Genomic DNA, 24,503 nt, shown 5'->3' with positions numbered 1-24,503 from the left:
CCGACCGGCAAATTCAAGAGGCGGAAACGTGAATGAACTCCTGATCATGGCCGATGCGCGGCTGATGGCGGAACGCGCCGCCTGGCTGCAAAGCCTAGCCGGCGAACGACGTCTGTCGCAGCACACGCTCGACGCCTATGAGCGCGACACCCGCCAGTTCCTGACCTTCATGACCGGCCATCTCGCCGGCCCGACGACGCTGAAGGACATCGAAGCGCTGCGGCCCGCCGATTTCCGCGCCTTCCTCGCCGCCCGCCGCCGCGACGGCACCGGCGCCCGCTCGCTTGGCCGCAATCTCGCCGGCCTGCGCTCGCTGCTGCGCTATCTCGAAAAGAAGGGATTGGTGAACGCCGCCGGCGCCGGCGCCATCCGCTCGCCGAAGCAGCCGAAATCGCTCCCAAAGCCGCTCTCCGACACCCAGGCCGTCACCGTCGTCAGCAACGAGGCGCAGCTGCACGAGGAGCCCTGGATCGCCGCCCGCGACGCCGCCGTCATGACCCTGCTCTACGGCTGCGGCCTGCGCATCTCCGAAGCGCTCGATCTGCTTCCCGGCGACATCACGCCAGGCGCCACGACGCTGCGCATCACAGGCAAGGGCAACAAGACCCGCCTGGTGCCGCTGCTCTCTGTCGTCTTCGAGGCGGTCGACAAATACCGAAAGCTCTGCCCCTATCATCTCGCCGCCGACCAGCCGCTGTTTCGCGGCGCGCGCGGCGGCAAGCTGCAGCAGGCGATCATCCAGCGCACCATGCGCACGATGCGAAGCGCCTTCGGCCTGCCGGAGACCGCCACCCCGCACGCGCTGCGCCACTCCTTCGCCACCCATCTGCTCGCCGGCGGCGGCGATCTCCGCACCATCCAGGAACTGCTCGGCCATGCCAGCCTGTCGACCACGCAGGTCTACACGGGTGTGGACGCCTCGCGCCTTCTCGACGTTTACGACCGCGCCCATCCCCGGGCGTAATCCTTTGTTAACGTCTTCTCTTAAAGGAATATGGAAGGCCCAGCGCGTAAAGCTTGGGGCAAATCCTTTGTGACCGGAACACCATCATGACGATCTCCCTCGGCCACCGCAGCCTTTCCACCGCCTTGCCGGCTCGCTTCGGCAACATCGTGCTCTGGCTGATCGCTGCCATCCATGTGCTGGCCGCAGCAATCCTGATCGCCACCCTCGTCTCCATCTCTCCGGCGTCAGCCGCGGATGACGCAAGCTGCACCGGCCGCAACATCCTCGACGACCTGAAGGTGAGCAACCCCGCGCGCTACGAGCAGGCGGTGAAGGAAGCCGACGCCGTGCCGAACGGCAAGGGCATCTTCTGGAAGATCGAAAAACCGGGCATCAAGCCATCCTGGCTGCTCGGCAGCATGCACGTCACCGATCCGCGCGTCCTCGACCTGCCGCCACGCACGAAGGCCGCCCACGATGCCGCCGATACTATCGTCATCGAATCCGACGAGATCCTCGACGAGAAGAAGGCCTCGGCGGCCCTGATGATGAAGCCCGACCTGATGATGTTCACCGACGGCACGACCATCGACAAGCTCTTGTCGCCCGAGGATTACACACGCCTCGAGGCCGGCCTAAAGACGCGTGGCATTCCGCTCGCAGCCGTCTCGCGCATGCGCCCGTGGATGATCTCGAGCGTCGTGGCGCTGCCCGCCTGCGAAATGGCCCGCAAGGCCAAGGGCGTCCAGTTCCTCGACCAGAAGATCGCCACTGACGCGGCCGCTCAGGGCAAGCAGGTCAAGGGCCTGGAGACGCTCGCCGAGCAGCTGCAGGCCATGGCCGAACTCCCCACCGAATTCCACATGAAGTCGCTGATCGAGACCCTGGAACTCGGCTCGAAGATGAACGACGTCGTGGAAACCATGACCGACCTCTATCTCTCCGGCGATATCGGCATGACCATGCCGATGTTGAAGACGGTAACGCCCGAGGGCGCCGACGACAGCAGCGACTACGCCGCCTTCGAACAGCGCATCATCCTCGACCGCAGCAAGATCATGGCCGAACGCGCCGCCCCGATCCTGGCCACCGGCAACGTCTTCATGGCCGTCGGCGCGCTTCATCTGCCGGGCGAAGGTGGCGTGATCGAGCTCTTGCGCAAGCAGGGCTTTACGGTGACGGCGGTGAATTGAGGGCGCTGAGGACCAAGCTCTTCGCTTGCCGCAAAAGTCCCCTCCCCAACCCCTCCCCACAAGGGGGAGGTGCTAACTTGTGGCGACGCTGAGCGTTCGCCTCCTACCTCACATCAATTGATAGGTTGCCGTACTGCCGAGCGATTGCCGCCCGGAGCCCCTCCCCCTTGTGGGGAGGGGTTGGGGAGGGGACTTACGACAACGAGCAAACCGCGCGAGGGTTAGCCGAACGAAAAAGGCCGCGGTCCTCTCGAACCACGGCCTCTTCGAAGCTTATGTTAAAGCCTTACATATGGATCGGCTTGAAGAACGCAGCCAGCGCCGCTTCCTTCACCGCTTCCGACATGGTCGGGTGGGCGTGGCAGGTGCGGCCGAGGTCTTCGGCGGAGCCGCCGAATTCCATCAGGACGGCGATCTCGTGGATCATTTCGCCAGCGCCGAAGCCGACGATGTGGCCGCCGAGGACGCGGTCGGTGGTCTTGTCCGAGAGGATCTTCACGAAGCCATCCGTCGCCAGCATGGCGCGCGCGCGGCCGTTGGCCGTGAACGGGAACTTGCCGACCTTGTAGGCGACGCCAGCGGCCTTCAGCTCTTCCTCGGTCTTGCCGACGGAGGCGACTTCGGGCTGCGTGTAGACGACGCTCGGGATGACGTCGTAGTTCACATGGCCGTGCTGGCCGGCGAGGATTTCGGCGAGCGCAACGCCCTCGTCTTCAGCCTTGTGCGCCAGCATCGGGCCCTTCACCACGTCGCCGATCGCATAGATACCGGCAACGTTGGTGCGGAAATGACCGTCGATCTCGACGCGGCTGCGATTGTCGAGCGCAACGCCCGCTTCTTCGAGACCAAGGCCGGCCGTGTAGGGAATGCGGCCGGTGGAGATCAGTACGACATCGGCTTCGACGGTGACAGCAGCGCCGCCAGCGACCGGCTCGAACGTCACCTTCGCGCCCTTGCCACCCTTTTCGACGCCCGTGACCTTGGAGCTCAGGTTGATGTCGACACCCTGCTTGGCGAGCATGCGCTGGAACTGCTTGGAAACGTCGCCATCCATCGCGCCGAGGATCTTGTCGAGATATTCGATGACGGTGACCTTGGCGCCGAGGCGCGACCAGACCGAGCCGAGCTCGAGGCCGATAACGCCGCCGCCGACGACGATCATCGTCTCAGGCACCTTGTCGAGCGCGATCGCGCCGGTGGAGGAAACGATCACCTTCTCGTCGATGTCGACCTTCACGCCGGGGATGCCGGCAACGTCGGAGCCGGTGGCGATGACGATGTTCTTGCCTTCGATTTCCTGGACCTTGCCGTCCTCGGCCGTAACCGAGACCTTACCAGCCGAGACGATCTTGCCGGTGCCGATGAAGTTGTCGATCTTGTTCTTCTTGAACAGGAAGGCGACGCCATCGACGTTCGACTTCACGGTGGCGTCCTTGTGGGCCATCATCTTGTCGAGGTTCAGCTTCGGCGCCGCGACCTCGATGCCGAGCGCGTCCATGCCGTGGCCAGCCTGATGGAACATTTCCGACGCATGCAGCAGCGCCTTGGAGGGAATGCAGCCGACATTGAGGCAGGTGCCGCCGAAGGTCGCGCGCTTTTCGACGACGGCGACCTTGAGGCCGAGCTGGGCCGCCTTGATGGCAGCGACATAGCCGCCGGGGCCGGTTCCGATAACGATCACATCATAGGACATTGTTGCTTTTCCTTTTCGTTATTTGCTTAATCCGCCGCACGGGCGAGCGCGAGACGGAAGCCGAAGCCGACCAGGGCGGCGCCGGTAATGCGGTTGAACCATTTGCCGCTGGCGATGAAGCGATCGCGAACGGCCTTGACGGTGAAGAAGGTGGAGACGGCGGCAAACCAGGCGACCAGCGCGGTCGCCATGCCGATGCCGTAGCTGAACTGGATGAGGCCGGGCGTGTCGTGATGAACGAGCGTCGAAAACAGCGACAGGAAGAACAGCACCGGCTTCGGGTTCAGCGCATTGGTGATGAAGCCCATGCCGAGGCAGCGCAGCGCCGAGATCGGCTTGCGATCCTCTTCGCTTACATGGATGTCGGCCACGTTGAAGCCCGGCGCGCGGAACGACTTGATGCCGAGATAGACGAGATAGGCGACACCCGCCCACTTGATCATCGCAAACAGCATCAGCGACTGCGACACGATCAGCCCGAGGCCGAGGATCGTGTAGCTGATGTGGAATAGAAGCGAGAAGCCCATGCCGATGCCGGTCATGATCGCGGCGCGGCGGCCGTGAACGATGCTCTGGCGCAGGATCACCGCGAAGTCGGCGCCCGGCACGACGATGAAGATCGAGAAGACGGCCATCAGGCCGAGAAATTCGAGAACATACTGCATGCTCATACCGCCCTTGAAATGATGAACCCGATCATCGGCCGCCGCTTACATTGAGGATCGCGCCGGTGACGTAGGATGCGTCCCTGGATAGCAGATAAAGCACCGCGTCGGCGATCTCTTCCGCCGTTCCGGCGCGCTGCATCGGAATGCTCGGCGCCATGTCGCGCGCCCGGTCCGGCAGGCCGCCGGACGCGTGGATTTCGGTGTCGATGACGCCTGGCCGCACCGCATTGACGCGCACGCCCTCAGTCGCCACTTCGCGGGCAAGGCCGATGGTGAAGGTATCGATCGCAGCCTTGGAGGCGGCGTAGTCGACATATTGCGAGGGCGAGCCGATGATCGCGGCCATCGACGAAATATTGACGATCGCCCCGCCCTTGCCGCCATGTTTGGTCGACATGCGGCGCACGGCCTCGGCCGCGCAGAGGATCGAGCCGGTAATGTTGATCCGCATCATCCGCTCGATGCGCGCCACCGACATCTCGTCGATACGGGCCGGCGCATCGACGATGCCGGCATTGTTGGCAAGCCCGTCCAGCCGGCCGAAGTGGCGGTCGATGGCTTCGAACATCTGCGTGATATCGGAGGCCTCGCCGACATCGCCCTTGATCGCGATGGCATCGCCGCCGCCGGCCTTGATCCTGGCCACGACCTCATCGGCCGCAGCCTTGTTGGCAGCGTAATTCACGGCGACGCGCCAGCCTTTGGCGGCGGCCAGCAGGCTGATCGCGGCCCCGATGCCGCGGCTGCCGCCGGTCACGAGAAGAACGGGTTGGTCACTCATGACGCACATTCCTTGAAGTCGAGCACATCCCAGGGCGCCACCGATGCCTTGCCCTTGCCCCAGATCGACGAGGCGCGAATGGCCGGTCCGATGCCGGGGAAGAGGATCTTGTCGGCCGCCTGCCCGGCTTCCGGCTGCAGGTTGTCGAGCGTGCCCTTGGCGTCTATGCCGTAGACCATGCCCTGCCAGATCGTGCAGGCCTCGAGATCGGCCCCCGTCGCGTCTCCGTCAGGGCACTTGAACATGACCATCGCAAGCGACCGCGCCGGGTCCTCGGACGGCATGACATAGCCGTCGAGCGTAAGCGGCGTCTTCAAGACCTTGACCGTGAAGCGATTGCTGGCGGCAGCCGCGGCTGACGCGATCGGCGTGAAGCGCAGCTCGTAGGCGCCGTCGCGATCGGCATAGACAGCATTGGCCTGCTTGCACTCCGCCGCCATCAGCGGCTGGGCGCAAAGGGTGGCGGCGAACAGGAGCGCAGCCACACGCGTCACGGAGCGGCCGGAAGCGGGCGTGGTATGCGATGAGCGGAAGGCGGGTTTCAGCGACATCAGGTGTTCCGGTGCTGAGGCGAAAAGGGCCGCTCGCGCGGCCCTGTCGGTCTCTTAGAGATCGAGAACGAGGCGTTCCGGATCTTCCAGGCTTTCCTTGACGCGCACGAGGAAGGTAACGGCTTCCTTGCCGTCGACGATGCGGTGGTCGTAGGAGAGCGCGAGATACATCATCGGACGGATGACGATCTGGCCGCCGACGACGACGGGACGATCCTGGATCTTGTGCATGCCGAGAATGCCCGACTGCGGCGCGTTCAGGATCGGCGAGGACATCAGCGAACCGTAAACGCCACCATTGGTGATGGTGAAGGTGCCGCCCTGCATGTCCGCCATCGAGAGCGAACCGTCACGAGCCGACTTGGCGAGACGGCCGAGGTCCTTTTCGATCTCGGCGATCGACATCTGGTCGGCATCGCGGATGATCGGAACGACCAGGCCCTTGTCGGTGCCGACGGCCATGCCGACGTGGCAGTAGTTCTTGTAGATGATGTCGGTGCCGTCGATCTCGGCGTTGACGGCGGGCAGTTCCTTCAGCGCGTGCGTAACGGCCTTGGTGAAGAAGCCCATGAAGCCGAGCTTCACGCCGTGCTTCTTTTCAAACACGTCCTTGTACTTGGCGCGCAGTGCCATCACGGCGCTCATGTCCACCTCGTTGTAGGTGGTGAGCATGGCGGCGGTATTCTGGGCGTCCTTGAGGCGCTTGGCGATCGTCTGGCGCAGGCGCGTCATCTTCACGCGCTCTTCGCGGCCGGCATCCTCGACCGTCGACGGGCCGCGTGCGGCGGCAGGGGCTGCCGGAGCAGCAGCGGCAGGAGCCGCAATGCCCTTGGCGACGGCAGCGATCACATCGCCCTTCAGAACCTGGCCGCGCTTGCCGGAGCCATCGACCTGATCGGCCGAAAGGTTGTTTTCAGCGAGCATCTTCGAAGCAGCCGGTGCCGGCGGCATCGAGGAAGCGGCAGCGGCAACCGGTGCGGCAGCGGCAGGAGCCGGCTCGGCGGCCTTGGCGGGGGCGGCAGCTGCAGCCGGAGCAGCTGCGGCAGCAGCACCGGCGCTTGCGGCGATCTGGCCGAGCAGCGCGTCGAGACCGACGGTTTCGCCGGCCTGTGCGACGATTTCGGAAAGGACGCCGGCAGCCGGTGCCGGAACTTCGATGGTCACCTTGTCGGTTTCAAGCTCCACCAGCGGCTCGTCGGCCTTGATGACATCGCCGACCTTCTTGAACCAGGTGCCGACGGTTGCCTCGCTGACGGATTCACCGAGAGTTGGAACGCGGATTTCTGTGGCCATTGTTCAAATCCTGAATTTTGATCTTTGTGATGTTTGACGGCGTTCCGGCGCGATCGGCCGGGATCTGAATTAATGCGGAGAGGAAACGCGGCGCGCTCCCTCCCCGATCTCATTCTCGTTAGCCGCCGAGCGCGTCCTCGAGGAACGCGGCGAGCTGTGCCAGATGCTTGGACATCAGGCCGGTTGCGGGCGATGCCGCGGCCGGACGTCCGGTGTAGCGAACGCGCTGGTACTTCGCATCGATATGGGCAAGCACCCATTCCAGATACGGGTCGATGAACGACCATGCACCCATGTTCTTCGGCTCTTCCTGGCACCAGACCATTTCCGCGTTGCGGAAGCGGGAGAGCTCGTTGATGAGCGCCTTGGCCGGGAACGGGTAGAGCTGTTCGACGCGCAGCAGGTAGACATCGTCGATCCCACGCTTTTCGCGCTCTTCGAGCAGGTCGTAATAGACCTTGCCGGTGCAAAGCACGACGCGACGGATCTTGGCGTCCTTCTGCAGCTTGATCGGGCCGTCCTTGATGACCTCGGCATCGTCCCAGAGGAGACGGTGGAACGAGGTCTCGCCGGCCATTTCGGCCAGGCCCGACACGGCGCGCTTGTGGCGCAGCAGCGACTTCGGCGTCATCAGGATCAGCGGCTTGCGGAAGTCGCGCTTCACCTGGCGGCGCAGGATGTGGAAGTAGTTCGCCGGCGTCGTGACGTTGGCGACCTGCATGTTGTCTTCCGCGCAAAGCTGCAGGAAGCGCTCGAGGCGGGCCGACGAGTGCTCGGGACCCTGGCCTTCATAGCCGTGCGGCAGCAGGCAGACGAGACCGGACATGCGCAGCCACTTGCGTTCGCCAGACGAGATGAACTGGTCGAACACGACCTGCGCACCGTTGGCGAAGTCGCCGAACTGGGCTTCCCAGAGCGTCAGCGCGTTCGGACGGGCCAGCGAGTAGCCGTATTCGAAGCCGAGAACGGCTTCTTCCGACAGCATCGAGTTGATGACTTCGTAGCGCGCCTGGGTCGCCGACAGGTTGGCGAGCGGGATATAGCGCTCTTCCGTTTCCTGATCGTAGAGAACCGAGTGACGCTGCGAGAAGGTGCCGCGTTCGCAATCCTGACCCGAGAGACGGATCTTGTGACCTTCGGTGACGAGACCGCCGAACGCCAGCGCTTCCGCCGTTGCCCAGTCGATGCCCTCGCCGGTCGAGATCATGTTGGCGCGGTTTTCCATGAAGCGCTGGATCGTGCGGTGCGCATGGAAGCCTTCCGGGATCTCGGACAGCTTGCGGCCGATTTCCTTCAGCTGCTTCATCGGCACGGCGGTCTTGCCGCGGCGCTGCTCGTCGGCATTGTCTGCCGTGCGCAGGCCCGACCACTCGCCGTCAAGCCAGTCGGCCTTGTTCGGCTTGTAGTGCTGGCCGGCCTCGAACTCCTGCTCGAGATGCGCGCGCCAGTCGGCCTTCATCTTCTCGACTTCGCCTTCGGTCAGCACGCCCTCGGAAACGAGGCGCTCGCTGTAGAGCTGCAGAACGCTCTTGTGGGCGCGAATGACCTTGTACATCTTCGGCTGCGTGAAGGACGGCTCGTCGCCTTCATTGTGGCCGTAGCGGCGGTAGCAGAACATGTCGAGGACGACAGGCTTGTGGAACTTCATGCGAAATTCCATGGCGATCTTGGCGCCGTAAACCACGGCTTCCGGATCGTCACCGTTGACGTGCAGGATCGGCGCTTCGATCATCTTGGCGACGTCGGACGGATAGGGCGACGAACGCGAGAAGGCCGGGTTCGTGGTGAAGCCGATCTGGTTGTTGATGATGACGTGCATCGTGCCAGCAACGCGGTGGCCGCGCAGACCCGACAGGCCGAGGATTTCGGCGATCACGCCCTGGCCGGCGAAAGCCGCATCGCCGTGGATGAGGAGCGGCAGAACCTTGGCGCGCTCCGACAGCGGAATGATGTCGCCGTCCCAGACGGTGGCGCTCATGTCCTGCTTGGCGCGAGCCTTGCCCATGACGACAGGGTCAACGATTTCAAGGTGCGACGGGTTGGCCGTCAGCGACACGTGAACCTTGTTGCCGTCGAACTCGCGGTCCGAGGAGGCGCCGAGGTGGTACTTCACGTCGCCGGAACCTTCGACTTCGTCAGGCGCGTAGGAGCCGCCCTTGAACTCGTGGAAGATGGCGCGGTGCGGCTTGCCCATGACCTGGGAAAGCACGTTCAGGCGGCCGCGGTGGGCCATGCCGAACACGGCTTCCTTGAGGCCGAGATGGCCGCCGCGCTTCAGGATCTGCTCGAGCGCCGGGATCAGCGATTCACCGCCGTCGAGGCCGAAGCGCTTGGTGCCCTTGAACTTGACGTCGAGGAACTGCTCGTAGCCTTCGGCTTCGATGATCTTCGACAGGATCGCCTTCTTGCCTTCGTTGGTGAAGGCAACGCCCTTATCAGGACCTTCGATCCGTTCCTGGATCCAGGCCTTTTCCTCAGGGTTCGAAATGTGCATGAACTCGACGCCGATCGTCGAGCAGTAGGTGCGCTCGAGGATCTCGATCATCTCGCGAACGGTGGCGTATTCCAGGCCGAGCACGTTATCGATGAAGATCTTGCGGTCGTAGTCGGCTTCGGAGAAACCGTAGTTTTCCGGCGACAGCTCCTTGTAGTCTTCAACGGGAGCGGCGATGCCGAGCGGGTCGAGCTTGGCGTGCAGGTGGCCGCGCATCCGGTAGGCGCGGATCATCATGATGGCGCGCACGCTGTCGCGCGTCGCCTGCAGGATGTCGGCGCCTTCGGTCGGCTTGCCGGCTGCTTCAGCCTTGGCCTTGACCTTGGTCTCGACGACCTTCTCGATCACGCCCCAGTCGCCGTCGAGCGCCGAGACGAGGTCGCCGCTGGCCTGCATCGGCCAGTTCTTCTTGCGCCAGGATGCGCCCTTGGCGGCCCGCTTCACATCATCAGGATTGTCTTCCAGCGCCTTGAAGAAGGCGCGCCATTCTTCGTTGACCGATGCCGGGTCGTCCTCGTAGCGCGCATAGAGCTGCTCGATGTAAGCAGCGTTGGCGCCATCCAGGAACGAGGTGATCTGAAACTGCTCGTTGGCTTCTTGCCGTGCCATGGTGTTACGCGGACGCTTCCGCCCGCCTCCTGACTTTGTGATTTTGCCGATCCCATCGACCGGCTGCCGCATCTTCATGTTCAGCCGCCTGTCCGCGGCTCAGTCTTGGTTCGAACCGGGCAGCACGCAAAGCGCATCCTGCCCGGTGTATAGATTGGCTTAGCCCTTGAGGACTTCAACCAGCGTCGTGCCGAGGCGTGCCGGCGAAGGCGAAACCTTGATGCCGGCTGCTTCCATGGCAGCGATCTTGGATTCCGCATCGCCCTTGCCGCCGGAAACGACAGCGCCGGCGTGGCCCATGGTGCGGCCCTTCGGAGCGGTACGACCCGCGATGAAGCCGGCCATCGGCTTCTTGCGGCCCTTCTTGGCTTCGTCGATCAGGAACTGCGCCGCGTCTTCTTCAGCCGAACCGCCGATTTCGCCGATCATGATGATCGAGGTCGTGGCTTCGTCGGCCAGGAACATCTCGAGCACGTCGATGAACTCGGTGCCCTTGACCGGGTCGCCGCCGATGCCGACAGCCGTCGTCTGGCCGAGGCCTTCGTTCGACGTCTGGAACACGGCTTCGTAGGTCAGCGTGCCGGAGCGCGAAACGATACCGACCGAACCCTTGCGGAAGATCGAGCCCGGCATGATGCCGATCTTGCATTCTTCCGGCGTCAGGATACCCGGGCAGTTGGGCCCAAGCAGTCGCGACTTGGAGCGGTCGAGGCGAGCCTTGACGCGAACCATGTCCATGACAGGGATACCCTCGGTGATGCAGGTGATGAACGGGATCTCGGCGTCGATCGCCTCGATGATCGCGTCAGCGGCACCAGCCGGCGGAACGTAGATGACCGAAGCGTCGGCACCGGTGCGCTCCTTGGCTTCGGCGACCGAAGCGAAGATCGGCAGGCTTTCGCCCTTCGAGCCGGTCCAGGTTTCGCCACCCTTCTTCGGGTGGATACCGCCGACCATCTGCGTGCCGTAATAGGCGAGCGCCTGTTCGGTGTGGAAAGTACCGGTCTTGCCGGTCAGGCCCTGCACGAGGACCTTTGTGTTCTTATTGACGAGAATAGACATCCGTTAATCCCGATCTCTAGCTTTAGCGCCTGCGAAACTTCGTCCACAAGAGGACGCCGCTACTAATCAAAACAATGCCGCCAGCGACGAGAGGCGAAAGCTGCATGCACATTGTCAGTGCCGCCGGTGACGCATTTTCCTCAAAGGCTGCGCACCACTTTTCTTCCTCAAGCCACCAGAACCAGCAGCCGATGAGAGCCGTAATCGCGAATGCAAGTACGACCCTCAGCATACACTTACCTACGCGTTGATCGCCGCGACGATCTTCTTGGCGGCATCGTCGAGATCGTCAGCTGCCGTGATCGCGAGACCGGATTCGTTGAGGATCTTCTTGCCGAGCTCGACATTGGTGCCTTCGAGGCGAACGACGAGCGGAACCTTGAGGCCGACTTCCTGAACTGCAGCGACCACGCCTTCGGCGATGACGTCGCACTTCATGATGCCGCCGAAGATGTTGACGAGGATGCCCTCGACCTTCGGGTCGGCCGTGATGATCTTGAAGGCAGCCGCGACCTTCTCCTTGCCGGCGCCACCACCGACGTCGCAGAAGTTTGCCGGCTCCTTGCCGTACAGCTTGATGATGTCCATCGTCGCCATGGCGAGACCGGCGCCGTTGACCATGCAGCCGATGTTGCCGTCGAGGGCGACATAGGCGAGGTCCCACTTGGAGGCTTCGATTTCCTTGGCGTCTTCTTCGGTCTCATCGCGCAGCGCCTTGACGTCGTCATGGCGGAACAGCGCGTTGCCGTCGAAGGACATCTTGGCGTCGAGAACGCGCAGATGACCGTCCTTCATGACGATCAGCGGGTTGACTTCGAGAAGCGCCATGTCCTTTTCGCCGAACGCCTTGTAGAGCGCCGGGAACAGCGACTTGGCGTCTTCAGCGGCAGCACCGGAAAGTTCCAGAGCCTTGACGATCTTGGCAACGTCGTCAGCCGTCACACCCGTTTCCGGGTTGATGGCGATCGTGTGGATCTTCTCGGGCGTGTCGTGGGCGACAGCTTCGATGTCCATGCCGCCCTCGGTCGAAACCACGAAGGCAACCTGACCGACCGAGCGGTCGACCAGCAGCGAGCAGTAAAGTTCGCGGTCGATGTCAGCGCCGTCTTCGATGTAGAGACGGTTGACCTGCTTGCCGGCTTCGCCCGTCTGCGCCGTTACCAGCGTGTTGCCGAGCATTTCCTTGGCGTGAGCGACGACTTCGTCGATCGACTTGGCAAGGCGAACGCCGCCCTTGGCGTCGGGGCCGAGTTCCTTGAACTTGCCCTTGCCGCGGCCGCCAGCGTGGATCTGGCTCTTGACGACGTAGAGCGGGCCCGGCAGCGACTTGGCGGCGGCTTCGGCTTCCTCGACCTTGAGGATCGGCACGCCCTTGGCGACCGGCGCACCATAGCCCTTGAGCAGAGCCTTGGCCTGATATTCATGAATGTTCATGGATCTATTCCTGTTTGGATTGCGTCAGCGGTCGGTCGGCTTATTTCAGCGACGGCGCGATGTTGATGCAGGCTTCGCACAGGCCGGCGACAGCGGCGACGGACTTGTCGAAGGCTTCCTTTTCGGCCTTGTTCAGGTCGATCTCGATGATGCGCTCGACGCCACCGGCACCGATGATGGTGGGAACGCCGACATACATGTCCTTGACGCCGTACTGGCCGGAGAGCTGCGCTGCGCAAGGCAGGACGCGCTTCTTGTCCTTGAGGTAGGACTCAGCCATTTCGATCGCCGAAGCGGCCGGTGCGTAGTAGGCCGAACCGGTCTTGAGCAGACCAACGATTTCGGCGCCGCCATCACGGGTGCGCTGGATGATTTCTTCGAGGCGCTCCTTGGTGACCCAACCCATGGTGACGAGGTCGGTGAGCGGGATGCCGCCAACGGTGGAGTAACGTGCGAGCGGCACCATCGTGTCGCCGTGGCCGCCGAGAACGAAGGCGGTGACGTCCTGTACGGAAACGTTGAATTCCTTGGAGAGGAACAGGCGGAAGCGCGAGCTATCCAGAACGCCGGCCATGCCGACGACCTTGTTGGCCGGAAGGCCGGAGAACTTCTGCAGCGCCCAGACCATGGCGTCGAGCGGGTTGGTGATGCAGATCACGAAGGCGTTCGGGGCATACTTCTTGATGCCGGCGCCGACCTGTTCCATGACCTTGAGGTTGATGCCGAGCAGGTCGTCGCGGCTCATGCCCGGCTTGCGGGCGACGCCGGCGGTGACGATGCAGACGTCTGCGCCTTCGATTGCGGAGTAGTCGCTTGCGCCGGTCAGGTTGGCATCGAAGCCTTCAACCGGCGAGGACTGCGCGATGTCGAGGCCCTTACCCTGCGGGATGCCGTCGGCGATATCGAAGAGAACGATGTCACCCAGCTCCTTGAGGCCGGCGAGATGCGCCAGCGTGCCACCAATCATGCCAGAACCAATGAGAGCGATTTTGTTACGCGCCATTTCGGTGTTTCCTTTGCGACCAAAATTCGTCGGGCGACGCACTGAGGGGCTGCGCCCAATTGCCGCAATCGCATAGACCCTAAGGCCAAAAATGGCAACTGATTATTTTGAGACCAGCAATTTCAATCGTTTAGAAGGCAAATTACTTACGTAAACGTAAGAGTTTTTGTCATGAAACTGCTATTCGGCGGCTCGTTTCTCGTGGTGCAGAGCCAGATATTCCGCACTCCGCATCTCGAAAAGGCGCGATGCCGTCCGGTCGAACTCGAAACCTTCGGTACCACGCGCTTGTGTCAACAAGTTCTCAGGCATGGCCGCCGCCGAGATATAGAGCCTCACCGCATGGTCGTAGAGCGTATCGACCAAAATGATGAAGCGCTTCGTCTGGTTCCGCTTCTCGGGTCCGAGCATGGGAACGTGATCGACAAATATGGCATCAAAGCGTTCGGAGATGGCAAGGAAGTCTGCAGCACCCAGAGGCTTGTCGCAGAGATCGGAGAAGGTGAACCGCGCCAGCCGGTCGACGGCGAGCGGCACATGGATCGAGCGGCCCTTCATCGGCAGCTCGATCGGCTGCGCTTTGCGCCCGTGCAGCGCCTGGTTCCAAGCGGCGTCCATGGCCATGTCGGCATAGCGGTCGAGCGGCGTGATGTAGACGGGAAGGCTGTCGATCTTCTCCATCCGGTAATCCGTCGGAGAATCCAGCGTTACGGTCTCGACGTGCTTGTTCAAAAGATCGATGAACGGCAGGAAGAGACCACGGTTGAGACCGTCACGATAGAGATTGACCGGCTCGACGTTGGACGTCGCGACCAGCACGCAGCCGCGACCGAACAGGTCGGAGAACAGCCGCGACAGGATCATCGCATCGGCGATATCGGTGACCGTGAATTCGTCGAAGCACAGAAGCTCGGCTTCGTCATAGAGTGCGGCACCGACGACCGGGATCGGATCGGCCTGCTTGGTCTCGCCATTCTTCAACCGCAGCCGGTGTGCGGCGATGCGATTGTGCACATCGGCCATAAACTCATGGAAATGCGCCCGCCTCTTCCTAGCGCAGGGCGCCATCTCGAAGAACATGTCCATCAGCATCGTCTTGCCGCGGCCGACACTGCCGTGAATGTAGAGACCCTTGACCGGCTCGGATGATTTCTTCTTGGCCGCGAACAGCCAGCCGAGCGCGCTCGATTTCGCTGCCGGACGCTTCTGCTTGAGTTCCGACAGCACCCGATCCAGGCACTTCGCCACATGCATCTGGGCGGAGTCGAGTTGAAGCGAGCCCGAGGCCGTCAGCGACTTCAATTGTTCGCTGACGCTCAAGCTGTAGTCTGGCATCGGTTGCATTGAGATAATCCGCCTGGAAAAGATCGGCGGAGCGAGCCGCCGGCTCGCTTATCGGCTGAGCGCGATCGGCTGGCCGCTGCTGGTCTGGCCGCTGAAGGCGTTGTCGGCGGTCTTGTAGACGCTGCCGATCTGGCTGCCGTTGCGATCCTTGAACAGGACCTGCTTGCCCGAGACTTCCCAGGAGCCCATCGCCGTCAGCTCGCCGACGCAGCCGCGCGTACCCCCGCGCGAACCGCTGCCGAGGTTGGTGAGCGTCAGGAACATGTCGCAGGAGCCGTTGACCCGCCAGCTGCCGACCAGGGATTCCTTGGTAACGTCGAGACCGCCGCCATTGGCCGCCATTGCGCCGCCGCCCTGCACGCCGCCCATCGGCGCCGTCGAGGCCGGAGCGGCCGGGAACTGCGAGGAACCACCGGGAGGAGGCAGCTGACCGCCCTGCACCGAAGGCACCGGCTGCGCCGTCAAAGGCGCCGGTGCTGCGCTGTAGCTCGCGTCGTTATAGGCCGTACGCTGGCAACCGGCGAGTGACAGAACAACCGCCATACCTGTCATCGCATATCGCAACTGCATCTGAATGCTCCCGAATGTCCGCTTTTGTCGCATGAAAATAGTAATTAGCTTATTTTCGAATGAACGTGTTTCACTTTGGTTAATCAAGCCGTAATGGCCGTGAATTGCCTGACGGAGCTAGGTCTGTGACAGCGCAATTCAACCTTTACGGCTGAGAACTTCCTGAAGATAGAATTTGTCAGCAAGGTGATGACCAGTCATTTCTTCTGGAAATGCTGTCGCCTGTTTCACGATTGAACGATGATCATCTCGCACCGGCAGGCATCGGCGGCCCGACAAGGGCCGCCGGATGGATGGCTCGCGTCAGACGCGGCGCTCGACCATCATCTTCTTGATCTCGGCGATTGCCTTGGCCGGGTTCAGACCCTTCGGGCAGGTCTGCGCGCAGTTCATGATCGTGTGGCAGCGATAGAGGCGGAACGGATCCTCGAGGTTGTCGAGGCGCTCACCCTTGGCTTCGTCGCGGCTATCGATCAGCCAGCGATAGGCCTGCAGCAGCACGGCCGGACCGAGATAGCGGTCGCCGTTCCACCAGTAGCTCGGACAGGAGGTCGAGCAGCAGGCGCACAGAATGCACTCGTAGAGGCCGTCGAGCTTCTGGCGGTCTTCGTGGCTCTGCTTCCACTCGGTCGCCGGCGCCGGCGACACCGTCTTCAGCCAGGGCTCAATCGAGCGGTGCTGGGCGTAGAAGTTGGTGAGATCAGGCACGAGGTCCTTGACGACGGGCATGTGCGGCAGCGGATAGATCTTCACCGAGCCCTTGATGTCGTCGAGACCCTTGGTGCAGGCCAGCGTATTCGTACCGTCGATGTTCATCGCGCAGGAACCGCAGATGCCCTCGCGACAGGAACGGCGCAGCGTCAGCGTCGGGTCGATCTTGTTCTTGATGTAGAGCAGACCGTCGAGCACCATCGGGCCGCAGTCGTCGACATCGATATAGAACGTGTCGATCGACGGGTTCTGGCCATCGTCAGGGCTCCAGCGATAGACGCGGAATTCGCGCGTATTGGTGGCACCGGCCGGCTTCGGCCACACCTTGCCTTCGCGTATCTGGGAATTCTTGGGAAGTGCGAGTTCAACCATGGTTATTTTCCTGTGGCGACGTGGAGCCGGGCAAGGCCGCTCCCAAAATACGAATCTTGTTGTCAAATCCAGCCGCGGAAGCCTTGGCGGCGAATTTTCGGTCGGCAGTCACGAGAATATCGTCGGCATCGTCGAGCGCACAGGCGAGATACATCGCGTCATAGATGGAGTGATCCATCGTGGAAGAAAGATCGAATGCGACATCGATCAGGTCTATCGATGGCACAAGGTGCTTGAAGGCCGTCTTCACCCTTGCAACAGCCTCCGAAGCCTGCGCGGTTGAGATGATGCCGGTCCGGATTTTCCTGCGAAGAACATGTGCCACTTCAGCCAGAACGATATCGGGTGCCTTCAACGCCGCTTCAGCCTTGGTCAACTGAATGGCGTCGAGATGATCTTCCTCATCGACAAACCATTTCACCACCACCGATGCATCGACGACAATCATCAGCGATCCCGCAATTCGCGAAGGATTTCGACGCTGTCGGTCTGCACGACGCCCTGCGGCGTCATTGCAGCGATACGAACGGCAGCGTCGTAAAGTGACTCCGCAGGTGTGTCCGCGACGGATGCGCTCAAGCGTTCGTTGACCTCCTCTTCCAACGTCCGCTTGTGCGCACGGGCAAGGTTCTCCAGCTTGGTCAAAAGGCTTTCATCGATCCTGATGCGCATTTCACCCATGATTTCGCTCCTTAAAGCGGCTCAGCCAGTTCTACCTTGCCACATTCCCCATCAGTAAACACGCGCCTTGGGCGCGATCTTCTGCGGGTCGATCCCTTCCGCGATCAGCTCGGTATGCACGGGGCGATAGTCGAGCTTGACGTCGCCGGCGTCGTTGACCCAGGCAAGCGTGTGCTTGCGCCAGTTGACGTCGTCGCGGCCGGCGAATGCGCCTTCCGTGTAGTCCTCGCGGGCGTGCGAACCACGGCTTTCCTTGCGCGCTTCGGCGCCGTAGATCGTGGTGATGGCGTTGGCCATCAGGTTCTGCAGCTCGAGCGTCTCGACGAGGTCGGAATTCCACACCATCGAACGGTCGGTGACCTTGATGTCGCGCATTTCCTGCCAGATGGCCGAGATGCGCTGGCAGCCCGATTCCAGCGATTCCTGCGTACGGAAAACGGCGGCGTCTTCCTGCATGGCGCGCTGCATCTTCTCGCGAAGATTGGCCGTCGGCGTACTGCCTGAGGCGTGACGCAGACCGTCGAAGCGGTCCATGATCTTGTCACAGGCCGCGACATTGAGATGCGGCACCGGTGCGGCGCGGTCGATGACTTCGCCGGCGCGAATGGCGGCGGCGCGGCCGAAGACCACGAGGTCGATCAGCGAGTTGGAGCCGAGACGGTTTGCCCCGTGCACCGAGGCGCAGCCGGCTTCGCCGACCGCCATCAGGCCCGGAATGACCCGCTCCGGATTGGAGCTGTCAGCGTTGAGCACCTCGCCCCAGTAGTTCGTTGGAATGCCGCCCATGTTGTAGTGAACGGTCGGCAGAACCGGGATCGGCTCGCGCGTCACGTCGACGCCGGCGAAGATCTTGGCGCTCTCGGAAATCCCCGGCAGACGCTCATGCAGAACGGCCGGATCGAGGTGGTCGAGATGCAGGAAGATGTGGTCCTTGTTCTTGCCGACGCCGCGACCTTCGCGGATCTCGAGCGTCATGCAGCGCGAAACGACGTCGCGCGAGGCAAGGTCCTTGGCCGACGGTGCGTAGCGTTCCATGAAGCGCTCGCCCTCGGAGTTGACGAGGTAGCCGCCTTCGCCGCGCGCACCCTCGGTGATCAGACAGCCGGAGCCGTAGATGCCGGTCGGGTGGAACTGCACGAACTCCATGTCCTGGAGCGGCAGGCCGGCGCGGGCAACCATGCCGCCGCCGTCGCCGGTGCAGGTGTGGGCCGAGGTCGCCGAGAAATAGGCGCGGCCGTAGCCGCCGGTCGCCAGCACCACCATCTTGGCGGCGAAGCGATGGATCGTGCCGTCGTCGAGGCACCAGGCGACGACGCCGGTGCAGCGGCTGCCGTCATCCGACATGATCAGGTCGAGCGCGAAATACTCGATGAAGAATTCCGCGTTGTGGCGCAGCGACTGGCCGTAGAGCGTGTGCAGGATGGCGTGGCCGGTACGGTCGGCAACGGCGCAGGTGCGCTGTACCGGCGGGCCTTCGCCGTAGTTCTGCATGTGGCCGCCGAACGGGCGCTGGTAGATCTTGCCTTCTTCGTTGCGCGAGAAGGGAACGCCGTAGTGCTCGAGCTCATAGACCGCCTTCGGCGCTTCCATGGTGAGATACTGCATGGCGTCGACGTCGCCGAGCCAGTCGGAGCCCTTGACGGTGTCGTAGAGGTGCCACTGCCAGCTGTCGGGCGTCATGTTGCGCAGCGAAGCCGCGATGCCGCCCTGCGCCGCAACGGTGTGCGAGCGGGTCGGGAACACCTTGGTGATGCAGGCCGTCTTGAAGCCCTGTTCGGCCATGCCGAGCGTGGCGCGCAGGCCGGCGCCGCCGGCGCCGACGACGATCACGTCATAGGAGTGATCGATGTACTTGTAGGCCTTCCCGTTCTGAGCGGGGCCATTCTGAGCGGATGAATTCGATGCCATGATATCAATTATCCTACAAAGGCGATCTTCAGAATGGCGAAGAGACAGAGCCCCGCCATCAGGATCGAAAAGAAGGTGTTGAGCATCACGAGCGCGATCTTGGTGACTTCATGGTGCACGTAGTCTTCGATGATGACCTGCATGCCGAGCTTCATGTGGATGACGCCCGACACGACCATCAGGCCCATGACGACGGCGACGAACGGGTTCGACAGCGCGTGAACCACCTGCGCATAGGGCTGGCCGGCATGGATGATCATGAAAATGATGAAGAAGAGGAAAAGCGGCACGTTGGCAACGGCCGTCACGCGCTGGCGCCAGAAATGTTCGGTGCCGTCCTTGGCCGAACCGAGGCCGCGAACCTTACCCAAGGGGGTACGCATATCCATGTGATCAACCTTTAGAAGCGAATGAGGAAGCCGATCACCCAGACCAGCAAGGTCAGACAGAGCGAGGCGATGATGTTGGCGATGGCGAGCTTGGTCGAAAACTGCTTGTCGAAGCCGTGACCGAGGTCCCACATGAAGTGGCGGAAGCCGCCGAGCATGTGATGGATGAGCGCCCAGGTATAGCCGAGCAGCACGAGCTTGCCGATGATGCTGCCGAGCACCCAGTTGGCCCAGTCGTAGGCGCCGACGCCGGTTGCGGCGGCGATCAGCCACCAGGCGACGAGCAGCGTACCGACATAGAGCGCCCCACCGGTGATACGGTGGACGATCGACATAACCATGGTGGGGATTGGTTTATAAATCTGCAAATGCGGCGACAGGGGCCGATTATTTGTCACGTTCGCCATCAGAACCTCGCGGCGGTCTTTCTGCGCCTCCCGGGATCCGGAAAGCATCCAAGCATCCACACGATGGTCACAAAGCTGTGCGTGCGTTGCATCATTGGCGACGTTTAATCACCGAAACACCTAACGACAAGTATAATTGACGCACCCACCGAATTTAATCGATTTGCGTCTTGACGTCGCAGTTGACATAGGTCAACCGGCCCGCCCCGCTACCCCTTGCGGATGAATTTTCAAGCTTTGGTGGACAAGCCTGCGCTTTTGGCGCATTTTCGCGTTAACGCTTTGTTAAGCATTCCGTTTCCGGAGACCAACGCGATGTTCAAGACATCCTCGAAACTCGTTTCGCTTGCCGTAGCAGTGCTGATCGCGCTGCCCGCCGCAGCCGGAGATCTCGGCAGCAATTTCGTCCCGCGCCACCACGATCGCGGCCATGGCGGCGGCATCGGATATGGCAACATCGGACAAAGCATGGGCCATCGCGGCATCGCAAACGGCTTCGCATCCGGTTCTGTCATCCGCCATCGCGGCACGTCGATCATCGGCAATTACGGCGGCTGGAACAACGGCCCGCGGCAGATCGCCGGCGGCTACGACGGCTACCGCCCGCATCCGGGCCGCGGCCGCTTCATCCAGCGCTTCTCCTCGCCCTCGTCCAATTTTGCCCGCAGCAACATCGTCATCATCGACCAGCGCGGCGAAGCGCGCGCGCCTTCAGGTACCTATTCCGGCTCTTCCTATGCTTACGAGACGGATGGCGGCACCTATGTCGGCGGTTACGGCTATGCCGGCTACGGATATCAGCCGACCGTCCGGCTGGCGCCGATGGCAAAGGTCATACACGTCAACAATCGTCGCAATGCCTGCTCCTACGAACAGGGCGTCTGCGTCATCCGCCCTTGATAGTCGTCATCAGCCGTTGAAGCGCCAGACCGTGGTCTTCTTGACCTCGCTGTCCTCAAGCGCCCGCGTCACCGGCACCTGATAGACCGCGCAGGCCGACAGCCGATCCTTCGGCAGATAGGCCCGCCCTGGGTCGCCGACGAGCACGGTCACCCCGCCGGCCGCCAGCCGCTCGAACCACGGCACCAGCGCCATGGCGAAGTCGCGATCATAGAACACATCGCCGGCCAAGAGCACATCGGCATCGATCGCCGAGCCGATCAGGTTCTCACCCGTGAAATCGATCTCGACCCCGTTCAGCTCGGCATTGAGCGCCACCGCTGTCTTCGTCCACGGATCGATATCGGCGGCGAGCACGCTGTCCGCGCCCGCCATCTTCGCCGCGATCGCCACCAGCCCGGAGCCGCTGGCGAAATCGACGACGCGCTTGCCATCAACCGTTTCGGGATGATCGAGCACATAGCGCGCCAGCCCCTGCCCGCCCGCCCAGGCAAATGCCCAGAAGGGTGGCGGCAGGCCGATCTCGGCGAGCTCTTCTTCTGTCTTCAGCCAAAGCTCATGCGCTTCGCTTGCAACGTTGAGCCGGATCTCCGGCACATGCGGCGGCGTCATCGGGCTGGTATTGTCGCGGATGAAGAGCGCGGGGTCGGTCTTCACGATATCAGCGCGGCGGGTTGTCGAGCCCGCCCATGCGGCAGACCTCGGCCCATTCCTCGTCAGTCACCGGTTGCACGGAAAGCCGCATCGACGTCACCAAGGACATCTTCGACAGCTTCTCGCTCGCCTTCACATCCTTCAGCGTCACCGGCTTCGGCATGTCACGGACGGCGCGGATATCGACGCAGTCCCACTTGGGATCGCCCTTGGCGGTGGAATCGGGATGCGACAGCGCGCAGACCTCGACGATGCCGACGATCTCCAGCCCATCATTGGAGTGGTAGAAGAAGCCCTTGTCGCCGATCTGCATCGCCCGCATGTTGTTGCGCGCCAGATAGTTGCGAACGCCGGTCCACTCCGTGCCCTTTTCGCCGGCAGCCTTCTGCTGCTCCCAGGACCATGCCGACGGTTCGGATTTGTAAAGCCAGTGCGCCACTTGAATTAAGCCTCCGGCTTGTTGAAGACCCAGTTGAAGGGCTTCACCTCGACGCTCTCGAACAGGCCCGCCTTCGCATAGGGATCGGCATTGGCGATATCGGTCGCCGCCTCGATGGTCTCGGCCTCGACGATCACGAGGCTGCCGCAAGGCTTGCCCTCAGCATCGAGAAACGGACCGGCCATCTTCAGCGTGCCGGCGGCGTTGAGCGCATTGAGATGCTCGACATGCGTGGGGCGCGTGTCCATGCGGACATTGAGGTGGCCAGGCTTATCCTTGCAGACAAAGGCGAAAAGCATGTGGGTTCTCCTATTCGGTCGTGATCGGACGCGTCATCAGCTGGTCGATGGCAGCGGCAATGCCGAGCTTGCCCTCGATGATTGCGGACACCGCGTCGGTGACTGGCATGTCGATATCAAGCGACTTGGCGAGCCGCGACACGACGGCGGCGGCAAACGCCCCCTCGACAAGCTCGCCATGCGCGGGGTCGCGCGTCTCGCCGCGCCCGAGCGCGATGCCGAAACGCAGGTTGCGCGATTGATGGCTGGTGGCGGTCAGCACGAGGTCGCCGAGACCGGACAGACCCGGCACCGTATCCGCCTGCCCGCCCTTCGCAACGACGAAGCGCGACATCTCGGCAAGCCCGCGCGCGATCAGCGCCGCCCGCGCCGAATCGCCGATGCCGGCGCCCTCGACGATACCGCAGGCAATCGCCAGCACGTTCTTCAGGGCGCCACCGAGCTGCACGCCGATCCTGTCGGACGAAGGATAGAGCCGGAAGGTGCGCCCCGAGATCGCCTGCGCCAGCCGCTCGGCAATCTCGCCGTTCTCGGCAGCAACCACCATCGCGGTCGGCAAGCCCTTGGCGATATCGGCCGCAAAGCCCGGCCCCGACAGTACGGCAATCGCATGCCCCGGCAACGCCTTGGCCAGCATGTCGGTCAACAGATTGCCCGTGGTCTTCTCGATCCCCTTGGCGCAGGTGACCACGACGGCGTCCTTAGCCAGGTAAGGTTCATACTGCCGCGCCGCATCGGCCTGCGCCTGCGAGGGCATGGCAAAGAGCACGATGCCGGCATCACCGATCGCATCCGGCTCGGCGGAAAACTGCAGCGTCTCCGGCAACGGAATACCTGGAAGCGCCGCATCGTGCAGATGCTCGGCGGCGAGATCGGCCATCAGCTGCGGGTCGCGGCCGATCAGCGTCACCTTGTGCCGCCCCGTCAGCGCGATCACGGCAGCCAATGCCGTCCCGAATGCGCCGGCGCCGATGACGGCGATCGTTTCGCTTTCTCCACTCATGCCTTTGCTCCCCGCTTGCCGAAGCCCAGCAATGTCTCGGCGCTCGAATCCAGCGGCCAGCGCGAGCGCGGCTGCACGTCGAGGTCATCGGGCGCAACGCCCGTAGCCATCCGCTCCAGCCCGGCCCAGGCGATCATGACAGCGTTGTCGGTGCAGAGATGCAGCGGCGGGGCCACGAAGCGGAAACGGTTCTTGTCGCACAGCGCCTGCAGCGTGCCGCGCACGACGAGATTGGCGGCAACGCCGCCCGCCACCACCAGCGCCGGCTGCTCGACATCGGGATAGAGCGCCTTGAACCGCTCGAGCCCGCGCCCGATCCGGTCCTTCAGCGTCCGCGACACGGCATCCTGGAACGAGGCGCAGATATCGGCCACGTCCTGGTCGGTCAGCGGCGCAATCTCTGTCGCCGCCTGCCGCACGGCCGTCTTCAGGCCGGAGAAAGAGAAATTGAGCTTCGCCTCGCCGACCAGCGGTCGCGGAAATTTGAACCGCTGAGGATTGCCCGCTTTCGCCGCCCGCTCGACAGCCGGCCCGCCCGGATAGGGCAGGCTCAAGAGCTTCGCCGTCTTGTCGAAAGCCTCGCCCAGCGCGTCGTCGATCGTCGTGCCCCAGCGCTCATATTCGCCGACCCCGCGCACCAGGATCAGCTGTGTATGCCCGCCGGAGACCAGCAGCATGAGATAGGGAAAGGAAAGCCCGTCCGTCAGCCGCGCTGTCAGCGCATGGCCTTCCAGATGGTTGACCGCATAGAGCGGCTTGCCGGATGCCTTGGCGATCGCCTTGCCGGTCATCAGACCCACAAGCAACCCGCCGATCAGCCCCGGACCCGAGGTCGCGGCAATCGCGTCGATGTCGGACAGCGACACATTGGCGCGTTTCAAAGCCTCGTCGATCAGCGTATCGAGTGCCTCGACATGGGCGCGCGCGGCGATTTCTGGCACCACGCCGCCATAGGCGCTATGCTCTTCGAGCTGGCTCAGCACCACATCGGAGCGCACGGTCGGCACGCCCTTCGCATCCCGCTCGACAACGGCGGCGGCGGTTTCGTCGCAGCTTGTTTCGATACCGAGGATACGCAGAAAGGGAGCCATGGTGCCTG

At 62.9% G+C, this 24,503-nt stretch carries 25 protein-coding genes; 3 read left to right on the top strand and 22 right to left on the bottom strand.

The window, feature by feature from the left end; all coding sequences use genetic code 11:
* Positions 1–28 precede the first annotated feature (28 nt).
* A complete protein-coding gene (locus tag ACIQUB_RS25805; RefSeq protein ID WP_113239236.1) occupies positions 29–964 on the top strand; it encodes a tyrosine recombinase XerC in 936 nt (311 codons plus the stop codon).
* An 86-nt stretch (positions 965–1,050) separates the two neighbouring features.
* Positions 1,051–2,139: a TraB/GumN family protein gene (locus tag ACIQUB_RS25800; RefSeq protein WP_402933571.1), complete on the top strand. Its 1,089-nt coding sequence runs from the start codon at positions 1,051–1,053 to the stop codon at positions 2,137–2,139.
* A gap of 286 nt (positions 2,140–2,425) precedes the next feature.
* On the opposite strand, the gene lpdA is transcribed toward ACIQUB_RS25800, so the two are convergent.
* From lpdA to sdhC, 17 genes are all read right to left on the bottom strand, one after another.
* Positions 2,426–3,832 carry a dihydrolipoyl dehydrogenase gene (gene lpdA, locus ACIQUB_RS25795; protein ID WP_113239238.1) on the bottom strand — a complete coding sequence of 469 codons (1,407 nt, stop codon included), beginning with the start codon at positions 3,830–3,832 and terminating at the stop codon, positions 2,426–2,428.
* A gap of 26 nt (positions 3,833–3,858) precedes the next feature.
* A complete protein-coding gene (locus tag ACIQUB_RS25790; protein ID WP_402933567.1) occupies positions 3,859–4,497 on the bottom strand; it encodes a LysE family translocator in 639 nt (212 codons plus the stop codon).
* 31 nt (positions 4,498–4,528) lie between these two features.
* Positions 4,529–5,281 (bottom strand): SDR family oxidoreductase, encoded by a 753-nt coding sequence (locus ACIQUB_RS25785; protein ID WP_113239239.1) that lies wholly within the window; start codon positions 5,279–5,281, stop codon positions 4,529–4,531.
* On the bottom strand, positions 5,278–5,832 hold the full coding sequence (locus ACIQUB_RS25780) for a hypothetical protein (protein WP_113239240.1): 555 nt from the start codon (positions 5,830–5,832) through the stop codon (positions 5,278–5,280). Before ACIQUB_RS25780 ends, ACIQUB_RS25785 begins: the two co-directional genes overlap by 4 nt.
* Before the next feature lie 54 nt (positions 5,833–5,886).
* The gene (odhB, locus tag ACIQUB_RS25775) at positions 5,887–7,125 is read right to left on the bottom strand and encodes a 2-oxoglutarate dehydrogenase complex dihydrolipoyllysine-residue succinyltransferase (RefSeq protein ID WP_113239241.1); all 1,239 of its coding nucleotides are present in this window, start codon (positions 7,123–7,125) and stop codon (positions 5,887–5,889) included.
* A 118-nt stretch (positions 7,126–7,243) separates the two neighbouring features.
* Positions 7,244–10,228, bottom strand: coding sequence for a 2-oxoglutarate dehydrogenase E1 component (locus ACIQUB_RS25770; RefSeq protein ID WP_047508723.1), 2,985 nt, complete (start codon positions 10,226–10,228; stop codon positions 7,244–7,246).
* Between the two features lie 159 nt (positions 10,229–10,387).
* Positions 10,388–11,290: a succinate--CoA ligase subunit alpha gene (gene sucD / locus ACIQUB_RS25765; RefSeq protein WP_018902319.1), complete on the bottom strand. Its 903-nt coding sequence runs from the start codon at positions 11,288–11,290 to the stop codon at positions 10,388–10,390.
* Positions 11,291–11,530: 240 nt separating this feature from the next.
* Complete coding sequence (gene sucC / locus ACIQUB_RS25760) at positions 11,531–12,724, bottom strand: ADP-forming succinate--CoA ligase subunit beta (RefSeq protein ID WP_047508728.1); 1,194 nt, start codon at positions 12,722–12,724, stop codon at positions 11,531–11,533.
* Between the two features lie 40 nt (positions 12,725–12,764).
* Complete coding sequence (mdh, locus tag ACIQUB_RS25755) at positions 12,765–13,727, bottom strand: malate dehydrogenase (RefSeq protein WP_018902317.1); 963 nt, start codon at positions 13,725–13,727, stop codon at positions 12,765–12,767.
* 180 nt (positions 13,728–13,907) lie between these two features.
* Complete coding sequence (gene zapE, locus ACIQUB_RS25750; RefSeq protein ID WP_402933560.1) at positions 13,908–15,071, bottom strand: cell division protein ZapE; 1,164 nt, start codon at positions 15,069–15,071, stop codon at positions 13,908–13,910.
* Between the two features lie 48 nt (positions 15,072–15,119).
* A complete protein-coding gene (locus ACIQUB_RS25745) occupies positions 15,120–15,641 on the bottom strand; it encodes a protease inhibitor Inh/omp19 family protein (protein ID WP_113239243.1) in 522 nt (173 codons plus the stop codon).
* Positions 15,642–15,944: 303 nt separating this feature from the next.
* A complete protein-coding gene (locus ACIQUB_RS25740; protein ID WP_018902314.1) occupies positions 15,945–16,724 on the bottom strand; it encodes a succinate dehydrogenase iron-sulfur subunit in 780 nt (259 codons plus the stop codon).
* Positions 16,717–17,172: a type II toxin-antitoxin system VapC family toxin gene (locus tag ACIQUB_RS25735; protein ID WP_113239244.1), complete on the bottom strand. Its 456-nt coding sequence runs from the start codon at positions 17,170–17,172 to the stop codon at positions 16,717–16,719. Before ACIQUB_RS25735 ends, ACIQUB_RS25740 begins: the two co-directional genes overlap by 8 nt.
* Positions 17,172–17,405: a hypothetical protein gene (locus ACIQUB_RS25730; protein WP_402933555.1), complete on the bottom strand. Its 234-nt coding sequence runs from the start codon at positions 17,403–17,405 to the stop codon at positions 17,172–17,174. Before ACIQUB_RS25730 ends, ACIQUB_RS25735 begins: the two co-directional genes overlap by 1 nt.
* Positions 17,406–17,456: 51 nt before the next feature.
* Entirely contained in the window at positions 17,457–19,313 is a 1,857-nt protein-coding gene (gene sdhA / locus ACIQUB_RS25725) for a succinate dehydrogenase flavoprotein subunit (RefSeq protein WP_113011879.1), read from the bottom strand.
* Positions 19,314–19,321: 8 nt separating this feature from the next.
* Positions 19,322–19,702: a succinate dehydrogenase, hydrophobic membrane anchor protein gene (gene sdhD, locus ACIQUB_RS25720; protein WP_026283704.1), complete on the bottom strand. Its 381-nt coding sequence runs from the start codon at positions 19,700–19,702 to the stop codon at positions 19,322–19,324.
* An 11-nt stretch (positions 19,703–19,713) separates the two neighbouring features.
* Positions 19,714–20,109 carry a succinate dehydrogenase, cytochrome b556 subunit gene (gene sdhC / locus ACIQUB_RS25715; RefSeq protein ID WP_026283703.1) on the bottom strand — a complete coding sequence of 132 codons (396 nt, stop codon included), beginning with the start codon at positions 20,107–20,109 and terminating at the stop codon, positions 19,714–19,716.
* Between the two features lie 315 nt (positions 20,110–20,424).
* On the opposite strand from sdhC, the gene ACIQUB_RS25710 reads away from it, so the two are divergent.
* Positions 20,425–21,009 carry a hypothetical protein gene (locus tag ACIQUB_RS25710; protein WP_113239245.1) on the top strand — a complete coding sequence of 195 codons (585 nt, stop codon included), beginning with the start codon at positions 20,425–20,427 and terminating at the stop codon, positions 21,007–21,009.
* A gap of 9 nt (positions 21,010–21,018) precedes the next feature.
* On the opposite strand, the gene ACIQUB_RS25705 is transcribed toward ACIQUB_RS25710, so the two are convergent.
* From ACIQUB_RS25705 to tsaD, 5 genes are read right to left on the bottom strand one after another with little or no spacing between them, the layout of a single operon-like run.
* Complete coding sequence (locus ACIQUB_RS25705) at positions 21,019–21,666, bottom strand: class I SAM-dependent methyltransferase (RefSeq protein ID WP_402933550.1); 648 nt, start codon at positions 21,664–21,666, stop codon at positions 21,019–21,021.
* Between the two features lie 4 nt (positions 21,667–21,670).
* Positions 21,671–22,102: an EVE domain-containing protein gene (locus ACIQUB_RS25700; RefSeq protein WP_037181980.1), complete on the bottom strand. Its 432-nt coding sequence runs from the start codon at positions 22,100–22,102 to the stop codon at positions 21,671–21,673.
* A gap of 5 nt (positions 22,103–22,107) precedes the next feature.
* Positions 22,108–22,401 (bottom strand): YciI-like protein, encoded by a 294-nt coding sequence (locus ACIQUB_RS25695; protein WP_113197401.1) that lies wholly within the window; start codon positions 22,399–22,401, stop codon positions 22,108–22,110.
* Positions 22,402–22,411: 10 nt separating this feature from the next.
* Positions 22,412–23,404, bottom strand: coding sequence for an NAD(P)H-dependent glycerol-3-phosphate dehydrogenase (locus ACIQUB_RS25690; protein ID WP_113238655.1), 993 nt, complete (start codon positions 23,402–23,404; stop codon positions 22,412–22,414).
* Positions 23,401–24,495 carry a tRNA (adenosine(37)-N6)-threonylcarbamoyltransferase complex transferase subunit TsaD gene (tsaD, locus tag ACIQUB_RS25685; protein WP_113197399.1) on the bottom strand — a complete coding sequence of 365 codons (1,095 nt, stop codon included), beginning with the start codon at positions 24,493–24,495 and terminating at the stop codon, positions 23,401–23,403. The genes ACIQUB_RS25690 and tsaD overlap by 4 nt, the downstream gene beginning before the upstream one ends.
* Positions 24,496–24,503: the final 8 nt, after the last annotated feature.

Source organism: Rhizobium sp. NPDC090275, assembly GCF_044772225.1.
Taxonomy (GTDB): Bacteria; Pseudomonadota; Alphaproteobacteria; order Rhizobiales; family Rhizobiaceae; genus Rhizobium.
The sequence above is the reverse complement of the archived record's forward strand: the minus strand, read 5'-3'. Positions and strand labels throughout refer to the sequence as shown.

Excerpts from the sequence above, each read along its gene's own strand:
- mdh (WP_018902317.1), bottom strand. The coding sequence starts at position 13,727 with ATGGCGCGTAACAAAATCGCTCTCATTGGTTCTGGCATGATTGGTGGC.
- ACIQUB_RS25800 (WP_402933571.1), top strand. The coding sequence starts at position 1,051 with ATGACGATCTCCCTCGGCCACCGCAGCCTTTCCACCGCCTTGCCGGCT.
- ACIQUB_RS25735 (WP_113239244.1), bottom strand. The coding sequence starts at position 17,172 with ATGATTGTCGTCGATGCATCGGTGGTGGTGAAATGGTTTGTCGATGAG.
- ACIQUB_RS25695 (WP_113197401.1), bottom strand. The coding sequence starts at position 22,401 with ATGCTTTTCGCCTTTGTCTGCAAGGATAAGCCTGGCCACCTCAATGTC.
- ACIQUB_RS25785 (WP_113239239.1), bottom strand. The coding sequence starts at position 5,281 with ATGAGTGACCAACCCGTTCTTCTCGTGACCGGCGGCAGCCGCGGCATC.
- ACIQUB_RS25770 (WP_047508723.1), bottom strand. The coding sequence starts at position 10,228 with ATGGCACGGCAAGAAGCCAACGAGCAGTTTCAGATCACCTCGTTCCTG.
- odhB (WP_113239241.1), bottom strand. The coding sequence starts at position 7,125 with ATGGCCACAGAAATCCGCGTTCCAACTCTCGGTGAATCCGTCAGCGAG.
- sucD (WP_018902319.1), bottom strand. The coding sequence starts at position 11,290 with ATGTCTATTCTCGTCAATAAGAACACAAAGGTCCTCGTGCAGGGCCTG.
- ACIQUB_RS25780 (WP_113239240.1), bottom strand. The coding sequence starts at position 5,832 with ATGTCGCTGAAACCCGCCTTCCGCTCATCGCATACCACGCCCGCTTCC.
- ACIQUB_RS25740 (WP_018902314.1), bottom strand. The coding sequence starts at position 16,724 with ATGGTTGAACTCGCACTTCCCAAGAATTCCCAGATACGCGAAGGCAAG.
- sdhC (WP_026283703.1), bottom strand. The coding sequence starts at position 20,109 with ATGGCGAACGTGACAAATAATCGGCCCCTGTCGCCGCATTTGCAGATT.
- sdhD (WP_026283704.1), bottom strand. The coding sequence starts at position 19,702 with ATGGATATGCGTACCCCCTTGGGTAAGGTTCGCGGCCTCGGTTCGGCC.
- ACIQUB_RS25730 (WP_402933555.1), bottom strand. The coding sequence starts at position 17,405 with ATGGGTGAAATGCGCATCAGGATCGATGAAAGCCTTTTGACCAAGCTG.
- lpdA (WP_113239238.1), bottom strand. The coding sequence starts at position 3,832 with ATGTCCTATGATGTGATCGTTATCGGAACCGGCCCCGGCGGCTATGTC.
- ACIQUB_RS25745 (WP_113239243.1), bottom strand. The coding sequence starts at position 15,641 with ATGCAGTTGCGATATGCGATGACAGGTATGGCGGTTGTTCTGTCACTC.
- ACIQUB_RS25790 (WP_402933567.1), bottom strand. The coding sequence starts at position 4,497 with ATGCAGTATGTTCTCGAATTTCTCGGCCTGATGGCCGTCTTCTCGATC.
- ACIQUB_RS25690 (WP_113238655.1), bottom strand. The coding sequence starts at position 23,404 with ATGAGTGGAGAAAGCGAAACGATCGCCGTCATCGGCGCCGGCGCATTC.
- sucC (WP_047508728.1), bottom strand. The coding sequence starts at position 12,724 with ATGAACATTCATGAATATCAGGCCAAGGCTCTGCTCAAGGGCTATGGT.
- zapE (WP_402933560.1), bottom strand. The coding sequence starts at position 15,071 with ATGCAACCGATGCCAGACTACAGCTTGAGCGTCAGCGAACAATTGAAG.
- sdhA (WP_113011879.1), bottom strand. The coding sequence starts at position 19,313 with ATGGCATCGAATTCATCCGCTCAGAATGGCCCCGCTCAGAACGGGAAG.
- ACIQUB_RS25710 (WP_113239245.1), top strand. The coding sequence starts at position 20,425 with ATGTTCAAGACATCCTCGAAACTCGTTTCGCTTGCCGTAGCAGTGCTG.
- tsaD (WP_113197399.1), bottom strand. The coding sequence starts at position 24,495 with ATGGCTCCCTTTCTGCGTATCCTCGGTATCGAAACAAGCTGCGACGAA.